The following is a 10610-nucleotide window of genomic DNA, read 5'->3' as shown; positions in this document are numbered from 1 at the left end:
CGGTTGGTCAAGAGCCTTTCGTCTCAACCGAGGCGCGCATTCTACAGCGTCCTCATCATCTGTCAAGCGGTTATTTTCAGAAGTTTTCAAAGTTTCCTTTGCAACTTCAACCACTTGCGCTTCGTTCGACTTGGCGTCTCACGTCAGCGGGAGGCGAATTCTACAGCGTTACAATCTGCTGTCAACCACCTTTTTCACCGCTGCCGATTCAGTGACCTGAATCGAAGCCCCTCCACGCTGCTTACTTCGTCTAACTCGTTGAATCTCAAGGAGTTTTCCGTTTCGTCTGCGCCGGAAGTGGGGCGAATTATAGAGACATTGAGAGGGGCGTCAACCCCTAATTCAAACTTTATTCCCGATTCAGCGTAACGCGACCGAAAGCCTTCTTCCCGGCCTGACAAACATGGGTCGCGCCGATCTTGAAGATGAAACCGCGATCCACGACTTCACCATCTATGCGTACACCACCGGAAGTCAACAGATCACGAGCGACTGCAGAGTTCTTGACCAAGCCTGCCTTATTAAGGACAGCGGCAATCGGCATGTCTTCGGCTGCCGACAAGGCGATCTCCGGCAAGTCGTCAGGCAGTTCACCGTCTTTCATGCGATTCCCGGCGGAGCGATGCGCCGATGCTGCGGCTTCCTCACCATGGAAACGAGCAACGATTTCCTCGGCCAGCTTGATTTTGATGTCGCGCGGGTTTGCACCTTTCTCACAGTCGGCCTTGAAACCCTCGATCTCTTCCATGGAGCGGAAGCTCAGCAGCTCGAAGTAGCGCCACATCAATGCATCAGGAATGGAAACCAGCTTGCTGTACATGATGCCGGGCGCTTCCTGGATACCCACGTAGTTACCCAGCGACTTGGACATCTTCTTCACACCGTCCAGACCTTCCAGCAACGGCATGGTCAGTACGCACTGAGCTTCTTGCCCGTACGCACGCTGAAGCTCGCGCCCCATCAGCAGGTTGAATTTCTGGTCAGTACCGCCAAGCTCGACATCAGCACGCAACGCTACTGAGTCGTAGCCCTGCACCAATGGATACAGGAACTCATGGATTGCAATGGACTGGTTGGATTTGTATCGCTTGTCGAAATCATCGCGCTCGAGCATGCGAGCGACCGTGTACTGGGAAGACAGGCGAATGAAGTCCGCCGGACTCAACTGATCCATCCAGCTGGAGTTGAAGGCCACTTCAGTTTTAGCGGGATCGAGAATCTTGAAGACTTGCGCCTTGTACGTCTCGGCATAATCAAGAACCTGCTCGCGAGTCAGCGGCGGGCGCGTGGCGCTCTTGCCGCTAGGGTCACCGATCATGCCGGTGAAGTCCCCAATCAGGAAGATCACCTGGTGACCCAGGTCCTGGAATTGGCGCAGCTTATTAATAAGCACCGTGTGACCCAAGTGCAGATCAGGAGCCGTAGGGTCAAAACCGGCCTTGATGCGCAGTGGCTGACCACGCTTGAGTTTCGCGATCAGCTCGGACTCGACAAGGAGTTCATCTGCGCCACGCTTGATCAGCGCTAGCTGCTCTTCAACCGACTTCATAACCGCCCCGTAAGCCTTATTTCAAAGGGAAACAACCATACAAGATCGCCGCCCAAATACAAGTTCCGGGAACACGCGCTCGACGAATCGCGGAACGATCCGATCGCAAGCTTGCCTCAGGCGAGATTTGGTTATATTTTATACAGTTATTTCATCTTCATCATGTCATTCATCTTTTCCATTTCATCTTTTTTCAAAGTCAAAATTACTTATGAACGACACTCCGCCTAAAGCGCCGCCGCTTTATCCGAAGAGCCACCTGCTAGCTGCAAGCGGTATCGCAGCCTTGCTGAGCCTGGCGCTTCTGGTTTTTCCATCCAGCGATGTCGAAGCCAAAAAGACCAACCTGTCCCTCGAGCTGGACACGCCATCCGATCAGTTCAAGCAAGAACAAGACGCTCAGGATCAGACTCAAGCCACAGAGCCACCTGCAAATTCTCCGTTTGCGCAAATCGACAACGGCGCTGACGAGCCCAATAACACCGCCGACGCCGAACCACAGAAGCCGGCTGCAAAGCCTGAAGCGGTCGCGGCAGCCAAAAGCCCGAATCACAGAGAAGTCGTGGTTTCCAAGGGCGATACCCTCTCGACGCTGTTCGAGAAGGTGGGCCTTCCACCGGCCACCGTTCATGAGGTCATCGCCAGCGACAAGCAAGCCAGGCAGTTCAGCCAGCTCAAGAACGGTCAGGTTCTGCAATTCGAGCTTTCGCCTGAAGGCAACCTCAAGCAATTGCACAGCAAGCTCAGCGATCTGGAGAGCATCAGCCTCTCGCGCACCGACAAGGGCTACACCTTCACGCGTGACGTCAGCAAACCGAACGTGCGCACGGCCTACGTTCACGGGATCATCAGTAATTCATTGTCGCAATCGGCACAGCGCGCAGGCCTGAGCCACAGCATGACCATGGACATGGCCAACATCTTTGGCTATGACGTGGATTTCGCTCAGGACATTCGCAAGGGTGACGAATTCGACGTGATCTACGAGCAGAAGGTCGTCAACGGCAAGACGGTCGGCACCGGCAACATTCTCTCGGCGCGCTTCACCAACCGTGGCAAGACCTACACCGCTGTTCGCTATACCAACAAGCAAGGCAACACCAATTACTACACGGCCGATGGCAACAGCATGCGCAAGGCGTTCATTCGCACGCCCGTCGAGTTCGCGCGCATCAGCTCGATGTTTTCCATGGGACGCAAGCACCCGATTCTGAACAAGATCCGCGCTCACAAAGGCATCGACTATGCCGCGCCTCGTGGCACGCCGATCAAGGCGACCGGTGACGGCAAAGTCATTCTGGCCGGGCGTCGTGGCGGTTACGGCAACACGGTCATCATTCAGCACGGCGAAACCTATCGCACGCTGTACGGCCACATGCAGGGCTTCGCCAAAGGCATTCAAAACGGCTCGAGCGTCAAGCAAGGTCAAGTCATCGGCTATATTGGAACGACCGGCCTGTCCACAGGTCCGCATGTACATTATGAGTTCCAGGTAAATGGCGTTCACGTTGATCCGTTGGGCCAGAAGCTGCCAATGGCCGACCCGATCGCCAAGTCCGAAAAACAGCGGTTCATGCAAGAAAGCCAACCTCTGATGGCGCGCATGGACCAGGAAAAGGCCACCATGCTGGCCTCGAGTAAGCGCTGACCCATGACTTTATATGTAGGTGTAATGTCCGGAAGCAGTCTTGATGGACTCGACTTCGCCCTCGTTGAACAGGATGACCGACCACGTCTGCTCGGCACCTATTACATTCCTATGCCGGATGAGCTGCGCGCCGAGCTTCTGGGCCTTTGTGCCAGCGGTCCGGATGAACTGGCGCGCGCCGGTATTGCGGAGCAGAAATGGGTTCGCCTTGCAGCCCAAGGCGTGCATGCGCTGCTGGACCAGCAGAACGTACTTGCCGGCGAGATCCGCGCCATCGGCAGCCACGGTCAGACCATTCGCCACGAGCCGGCGCGTGGTTTCACCGTGCAAATCGGCAACCCTGCCCTGCTGGCAGAGCTGACCGGGATTACTGTCGTCAGTGACTTCCGCAAGCGCGATATCGCCGCAGGCGGTCAAGGTGCTCCCCTCGTCCCCGCGTTTCATGAAGCACTGTTCGACGACAACAAGGACTATCGCGCCGTCTTGAACGTCGGCGGATTCAGCAACCTCAGCCTGATCGAGATCGACAAGCCGGTTTCAGGCTTCGACTCGGGGCCGGGCAACGTGTTGCTTGACGCCTGGATTCAAGCCCAGCGCGGCCTGAGCTACGACAAGGATGGGGCTTGGGGCGAAAGCGGGACAGTTAACCCCGATTTGCTGAAGTCCATGCTCAGTGACCAGTTCTTCCAGACCAAAGGCCCGAAGAGTACCGGACGCGAAGTGTTCAACCTGGGCTGGGTTCACCATCACCTGTTTCAGCTGCCAACGCTCAAACCTGAAGATGTGCAGGCGACGTTGCTGGAAGTGACGGCCTTGAGCATCACCGAATCGCTGCAGTCGGCTCAGGCACAGACCAAAGAACTGCTGGTGTGTGGTGGCGGTGCGCACAACAAGGCACTGATGAACAGACTGGCTGCCCTGCTGCCAGATACGAAGGTTTCCAGCACTGCGGAATTCGGTGTCGACCCTGACTGGGTCGAGGCGATGGCCTTTGCCTGGCTTGCGCACTGCGCGCTGGAAAGCGTTCCGGCCAACCGCCCGAGCGTCACCGGCGCTGCGGGACTGCGTGTACTCGGTGCGATCTATCCTGCGTAACCGACACGCAGCCTGCCGAAATGCAAAACGCCGCGCATAAGCGCGGCGTTTTCGTTTGCAACGTATGACTCAGATGGAGAACGACGATCCGCAACCACAGGTGGTGGCGGCGTTCGGGTTCTTGATCACGAAGCGAGAACCTTCGAGACCTTCCTGATAGTCCACTTCAGCGCCTGCCAGATACTGGAAGCTCATCGGATCGACGACCAGGCTGACGCCCTCGCGCTCGACAATGGTGTCGTCGTCGGCCACATCCTCATCGAAGGTGAAGCCATATTGAAAGCCGGAACAGCCCCCGCCGGTCACGAATACACGCAACTTCAGGCGGTCATTACCCTCTTCGTCGACCAGAGTCTTCACTTTGTGCGCAGCACCGTGAGTGAATTCCAAAGCCACTGGAGTGAAGGTTTCAACGCTCATGCTCAAAGTCTCCCGGCGCTAAGCCGTCATAATGCGTAATGCGCGCATTATCCGCTTGTCCTAGAAAATTGGTCAACTATTCTGACGGCAGCGAGTAGCTTCAAGCGATAAGCTGCAAGCTGAAAGCTGAAAGCTGAAAGCTGAAAGCTGAAAGCTGAAAGCATCATGTGCACCTTCCAACTTGCAGCCTGAAGCTCGCCGCTCGCCGCTCGCCGCTCGCAGCTGCGTCAAGGCAGCATTCCGGCGTGAGACAGGCCCATGCGCTCGTCCAGTTCAAACATGATGTTCATGTTCTGCACAGCCTGACCCGACGCGCCTTTGACCAGGTTGTCGATGACCGAGAGCACCACGACCACATCGCCGTCCTGTGGACGATGCACTGCAATGCGACAGACGTTGGCGCCGCGCACGCTGCGGGTTTCCGGGTGACTGCCGGCTGGCATGACGTCGACGAAAGGCTCGTTCGCGTAGCGCTTTTCGAACAACGCCTGCAGGTCGACCGACTTGTCCACAACGGTCGAATACAAGGTCGCGTGAATGCCACGAATCATCGGCGTCAAATGCGGGACAAACGTCAGGCCGATGTCTCCGCCCGCGGCACGGCGCAGTCCTTGGCTGATCTCGGGAAGATGGCGGTGACCTTTTACCGCGTAAGCCTTGAAGCTCTCGCTGGTTTCCGAATACAACGAACCCACGCTGGCGCCACGGCCTGCGCCACTGATGCCGGATTTGCAGTCAGCGATCAGGCGGGTCGGATCGGCAAGCCCTGCTTCGAGCAATGGCAGAAAACCCAACTGCGTCGCCGTCGGGTAGCACCCCGGAACGGCGATCAGGCGAGCGCCCTTGATTTTTTCGCGGTTGACTTCTGGCAGCCCGTAAACGGCCTCGCCCAGCAATTCCGGCGCGCCGTGCGGCTGGTTGTACCACTTGGCCCACTCCACAGGATCCTGCAGTCGGAAGTCTGCGGACAGATCGATCACCTTGGTGCCGGCCGCCAGCAGTTCACCTGCCAACGCGTGGGCCACCCCGTGGGGCGTGGCGAAGAACACCACATCGCAAGCGCCAAGGACCTTGACGTCCGGAACGCTGAACGCCAGGCCGTCATAGTGGCCGCGCAGGTTCGGGTACATGTCGGCGACTGGAAGGCCCGCCTCGGAGCGCGAAGTGATCGCTACCACTTCTGCTTCTGGATGTTGCGCCAACAGACGCAGCAACTCGACGCCGGTGTAACCCGTGCCGCCGACGATACCGACCTTGACCATAATCTGCCCTCAACGAAACCACTGGAAAGCCGCTGATAATATGGGCCCGTCGCCTGCGGGACAACCGTGAACGTGACGTACGGGCGTTCAAGCCACTACTATTTGCGCCACCGTGATCCTGGAAAAACCAAAAATGCTCTATCTCTGGATAAAAGCGCTGCATATTGTTTCGATCGTCTGCTGGTTCGCAGGCTTGTTCTACCTTCCGCGACTGTTCGTCTATCACGCGATGAGCGAGGACAGCGTCAGCCGCGAGCGTTTTTGCACCATGGAGCGCAAGCTCTACCGGGGCATCATGGGCCCGGCGATGATTGCAACGTTGGTGTTCGGCATCTGGCTGATCACGCTCACCCCCGGATTCCTCCAGCAAGGCTGGATGCACGCCAAACTCACGCTGGTGGTCTTGCTGATCGGCTATCACCATGTCTGTGGCGCACAGGTCAAACGCTTCGCACGCGGAGAAAACGGCCGCAGCCATGTTTTCTATCGCTGGTTCAACGAAATCCCTGTATTGATTCTTCTGGCTATCGTCATCCTGGTGGTCGTCAAGCCGTTCTGATTGCAGCCCTTTGAGTCGTATTTCACTCAAGACAAGGAAGCCGCGTATGGCCGAACACTTCAAGATCGTTTTCGAGGGGCAGCTGCGGCCCGGTGTAGAGCTGGAAACCGCGCGTCTTAATCTGGCCCAGCTGTTCAAGAGCGACGTGTCCGGCATAGACCGCTTGTTCGCGACCCGGCCGGTGACGGTCAAGCGCGGCCTTACCCAGGACGATGCGCAGCGTTATCTGAAGGCGCTGAACGATGCGGGCGTGGAAGGCCGGATCGAGCCCGAAGAACCCTTGATCTTGACTCTTGATGAAGTCGAGCAGGTCGCGCCGCGGACACCGGCCTTCGAACCCGCTGTTTCGCCCTATGCGCCACCTCGAGCATCGGCTACCCAGGACTGGCCCGATGTCGGCGCGCTCAAAGTGTTCAGCGTGCAAGGCCGGATCGGCCGCTTGCGCTATCTGGCGTGGAGCATGGTGCTGGTCCTGGTGGCCATGGTCATCAGCGGCTTCTGCTTCGCGATACTGAGCGTGTCGCTGATTGCCGGTGGGCTGCTTGGCACCATTGCCCTCGTGGCGGTGATCGTGGTGTGCATCCAGATTGGCGCGCAGCGCCTGCATGATGCAGGCTGGTCGGCGTGGCTGCTGTTGCTCTATCTGGTGCCCATTATCGGCACGTTCTTCCCTCTTTTGCTGATCGCGATTCCCGGCAACGCCGGCCCGAATGCGTATGGTCCGCCGCCGCCTCCCAACAACCGGGGGGTCAAGATTCTTGCCACGCTTTGGCTGTTGATTCTTGCACTGGTGTTCATCGGCGGGGTCAGAGACGGTTTCCAGACCATTCAGGACGAAGTAGAGGCAACCACTGGCGATTACGAGCAGTCTCTGCCTTATGACGACGATGACGCAGCGCAACCTGAGGTACCCGTCGATCCTGCAGATGTTGGTGACTCTTCCGACAACGAAGACGACCAATAACTTACTGGCAGCATGGAAGCTGTCTCAACACTCGCTACACCCTCACTGGAGAATTGCATGACCCGTTACGCCCTGGTCACAGGTGCATCCAGCGGCATCGGCCTGGCATTGGCCGAAGCCTTGGCCCGCCGAGGTCGCAACCTCATTCTGGTCGCTCGCCACCGGGACATGCTGGAAAGCATCGCTATCGAGTTCACTCAGCGCTTCGGCGTCGAGGTCCTGTTCCGTGCCTGCGATCTGGGGGAGCCATTGCGCCTGTCGGGATTTCTGCTGGAACTTGAAGAGGGCGAGCGGCAGATCGACCTGTTGGTGAACTGCGCGGGAATCGGCAACAGCGGCCCTTTTCTGGCGCAGGAATGGGCGCAGGAGCAGGACCTGCTGGACCTCAACGTGTTGGCATTGACGCGCCTGTGCCACACCGTGGGCAATCTGATGGCCGTTCAGGGTGGCGGGCAGATCCTCAATGTCGCGTCGATCATGGGCTTTCAACCCGGCCCGTGGATGAGCACCTATGCTGCCAGTAAGGCCTACGTCCTGCATTTTTCCGAAGGCCTGCGCGAAGAGCTGAAAAAGACCGGCGTGAAGATTTCAGTCTTGTGCCCGGGGCCGACTCGAACGTCGTTCTTCCGCACCGCGCAGTTGAGCGCTGATAAATTCACCGACGACAAGACCATGACGGCGGAAGAGATCGCGCTGTACACCGTTCGCGCACTCGACAAGAACCGCGCAGTGATCATTCCTGGCTGGCGCAACCGGTTCATAACCCGCTTGCCTCGCCTCACAGGCCGTTGGATGACGCGGAAAATCTGGGGATCGCTGCTCAAGTCACGCACCTCAGCCTGATCAACCAAGCGGTACAAACGTCTGGGCGCAGCGCGACTCGCTCAGTACACTCGGTTCATCCCCCCAGAAACGGAGAAACAAGGCTGTGGAAACTCTGTTCACCAAGATCATCAACCGGGAGATACCGGCCAAGATCATCTACGAAGATGATCAGGTGCTGGCGTTTCACGATATCGCCCCTCAGGCGCCGGTGCATTTTCTGGTTATCCCGAAAAAACCGATCCGCACCCTTAACGACGTCACCGAAGAAGACAAAGGCCTGTTGGGCCACATCCTCTTTACCGCGCAGCGTCTGGCGAAAGAGCAAGGCTGCGAGGACGGTTTTCGCGTGGTGATGAATACCAACGAGAAAGGTGGCCAGACCGTCTATCACATTCATATGCATGTGCTGGGCAAGCGCCAGATGACCTGGCCGCCGGGCTGAGTCGCGATATCAAAGAGTTACGTCCGCCGAGTGTCTGACATGCACCTCGGCGGGCTGACGCAGAACAAGCCTCGCCACATCGATTGAGGTAGACTGGCCGCCGTGGATTTATCCGGAGGTGCCCATGGCTACCGAACGTCACTACTCCCCTATCGATCGTTTTCTACTTCAGGCCGATGCCGCGATGAAGACGCTGCTGCCTGCCAGCGCGCATTCCCATCGACCCTCGCCTGCCATCGTCCAGCCCGACACCAAGATGAGCGAGACCGACACCCGCCACGTTGCCGGCCTGATGCGCATCAACCATACCGGCGAAGTGTGCGCCCAGGCGCTGTATCAGGGCCAGGCGCTCACCGCCAGGTTGCCCCACGTGCGCAAGGCGATGGAACATGCGGCTGAAGAAGAAATCGACCATCTGGTGTGGTGCGAGCAACGCATTCATCAGCTGGGCAGCCATACCAGCGTGCTCAACCCTGTTTTCTACGGCATGTCGTTCGGGATCGGTGCAGTCGCCGGCCTGATCAGCGACCGTGTGAGTCTTGGTTTCGTCGCAGCGACCGAAGATCAGGTGTGCAAGCATTTGAACGAACATCTGGAACAATTGCCGATTGAGGATGAAAAATCCCGGGCGATTCTTGAGCAGATGCGCACCGACGAAGAGCAACATGCCGAGGGTGCCATTCAGGCGGGCGGCTTCCGCTTTCCGGCACCGGTCAAATTTGGCATGAGCCTGCTGGCCAAGGTGATGACCAAAAGTACGTATCGGATCTGATGATCTGGGATTGATGTTGTTGAACACAAAAAAGGCGCCTCGATGGGCGCCTTTTTTGTTTATGCGGTTGAGTCTTCAGACCGGCATGTTGCGGCCGTAGAAAATTTCCAGCATTTCGTGTTTTACGCGGCCAGTGACCTGTTCGCGCTGCTCCGGCGAAAGGTTGCTGGTCGCGTCGCCGAACAGGTAATTGTCCAAGTCAAATTGCTTGAGCAGCATCTTGGTGTGGAACAGGTTTTCCTGATACACGTTCACGTCAGTCATCTGGTAACTGTCGCGGGTGTCTTCGGAGAGGTAGTTCTGGATCGAGTTGATCTCGTGATCGATGAAGTGCTTCTTGCCTTCTACGTCGCGGGTGAAGCCGCGCACCCGATAGTCGACGGTGACGATGTCGGACTCGAACTTGTGGATCAGGTAGTTCAGCGCCTTGAGCGGGGAAATCACGCCGCAGGTCGATACGTCGATGTCCACACGGAACGTCGCAATGCCGTCGACCGGGTGAATCTCGGGATAGGTGTGAACCGTGATGTGGCTCTTGTCCAGGTGCGCAAGGATGGTCTCCGGCAACGGGCCTGGGGATTCTTCGATCTGGCTGTCGGTTGGCGTAACCGGCTGCTCGGAGATCAAGATCGTGACACTGGCGCCTTGTGGGTCGTAGTCCTGACGGGCGATGTTCAGGATGTTCGCGCCAATGATATCGACAACATCCGTGAGAATCCGCGTCAGGCGCTCAGCGTCGTACACGCTGTTGATGTACTCGACGTAGGCCTGCTGATCCTGCGGGGTTTCCGCATAGCAGATGTCATAGATGTTGAAGCTCAAGGTCTTAGTCAGGTTATTGAACCCGTGGAGCTTGAGTTTGCTTTTCACCGTTAAAAACTCTCTATATGGGTGCGGCCCAGGCCGCGTGATCAAGCATGCCCGTCAACTGAGCCCGGCTCAGCTGCGTAGGACGGTTAACACCTCTTCGCGTTGGCGATTTTGGTTGTCTGGTCGGAGGCGAGCCAGGAAGGTCCCGGCAGTCGCGCCCTGAAAAAGGGGCGCATTATGCAGACGTCAGAAGTCGCATGCCAT

The 10610-nt window shown here is 57.6% G+C and carries 11 protein-coding genes; 7 read left to right on the top strand and 4 right to left on the bottom strand.

Going from position 1 to position 10610, the window contains the following annotated elements:
• Positions 1-349: 349 nt before the first annotated feature.
• Positions 350-1549: a tyrosine--tRNA ligase gene (gene tyrS / locus BMZ10_RS25015; protein WP_093468782.1), complete on the bottom strand. Its 1200-nt coding sequence runs from the start codon at positions 1547-1549 to the stop codon at positions 350-352.
• Between the two features lie 211 nt (positions 1550-1760).
• Between tyrS and BMZ10_RS25010 the strand changes: the two genes are divergently transcribed.
• Positions 1761-3197 (top strand): peptidoglycan DD-metalloendopeptidase family protein, encoded by a 1437-nt coding sequence (locus BMZ10_RS25010; protein ID WP_093468779.1) that lies wholly within the window; start codon positions 1761-1763, stop codon positions 3195-3197.
• A 3-nt stretch (positions 3198-3200) separates the two neighbouring features.
• Positions 3201-4292, top strand: coding sequence for an anhydro-N-acetylmuramic acid kinase (locus tag BMZ10_RS25005; protein WP_093468776.1), 1092 nt, complete (start codon positions 3201-3203; stop codon positions 4290-4292).
• A 69-nt stretch (positions 4293-4361) separates the two neighbouring features.
• Here BMZ10_RS25005 and erpA read toward each other — a convergent pair whose 3' ends face one another.
• Both erpA and argC read right to left on the bottom strand, forming a co-directional pair.
• Positions 4362-4712 (bottom strand): iron-sulfur cluster insertion protein ErpA, encoded by a 351-nt coding sequence (erpA, locus tag BMZ10_RS25000; RefSeq protein WP_093468773.1) that lies wholly within the window; start codon positions 4710-4712, stop codon positions 4362-4364.
• A 227-nt stretch (positions 4713-4939) separates the two neighbouring features.
• On the bottom strand, positions 4940-5974 hold the full coding sequence (gene argC, locus BMZ10_RS24995) for an N-acetyl-gamma-glutamyl-phosphate reductase (protein ID WP_093468770.1): 1035 nt from the start codon (positions 5972-5974) through the stop codon (positions 4940-4942).
• Positions 5975-6107: 133 nt separating this feature from the next.
• Between argC and hemJ the strand changes: the two genes are divergently transcribed.
• From hemJ to coq7, 5 genes are all read left to right on the top strand, one after another.
• Positions 6108-6533, top strand: coding sequence for a protoporphyrinogen oxidase HemJ (gene hemJ / locus BMZ10_RS24990; RefSeq protein WP_093468767.1), 426 nt, complete (start codon positions 6108-6110; stop codon positions 6531-6533).
• Positions 6534-6579: 46 nt separating this feature from the next.
• Complete coding sequence (locus BMZ10_RS24985) at positions 6580-7497, top strand: DUF805 domain-containing protein (protein WP_093468764.1); 918 nt, start codon at positions 6580-6582, stop codon at positions 7495-7497.
• Between the two features lie 57 nt (positions 7498-7554).
• Positions 7555-8340 (top strand): SDR family NAD(P)-dependent oxidoreductase, encoded by a 786-nt coding sequence (locus BMZ10_RS24980; RefSeq protein WP_093468761.1) that lies wholly within the window; start codon positions 7555-7557, stop codon positions 8338-8340.
• An 85-nt stretch (positions 8341-8425) separates the two neighbouring features.
• A complete protein-coding gene (locus tag BMZ10_RS24975) occupies positions 8426-8764 on the top strand; it encodes a histidine triad nucleotide-binding protein (RefSeq protein ID WP_074752196.1) in 339 nt (112 codons plus the stop codon).
• Positions 8765-8888: 124 nt separating this feature from the next.
• Positions 8889-9536 carry a 2-polyprenyl-3-methyl-6-methoxy-1,4-benzoquinone monooxygenase gene (coq7, locus tag BMZ10_RS24970; RefSeq protein WP_093468758.1) on the top strand — a complete coding sequence of 216 codons (648 nt, stop codon included), beginning with the start codon at positions 8889-8891 and terminating at the stop codon, positions 9534-9536.
• A gap of 75 nt (positions 9537-9611) precedes the next feature.
• Here coq7 and speD read toward each other — a convergent pair whose 3' ends face one another.
• Entirely contained in the window at positions 9612-10406 is a 795-nt protein-coding gene (speD, locus tag BMZ10_RS24965) for an adenosylmethionine decarboxylase (protein WP_093468755.1), read from the bottom strand.
• Positions 10407-10610: the final 204 nt, after the last annotated feature.

This window comes from Pseudomonas sp. NFR16 (genome assembly GCF_900108875.1).
GTDB lineage: Bacteria > Pseudomonadota > Gammaproteobacteria > Pseudomonadales > Pseudomonadaceae > Aquipseudomonas.
The sequence above is the reverse complement of the archived record's forward strand: the minus strand, read 5'-3'. Positions and strand labels throughout refer to the sequence as shown.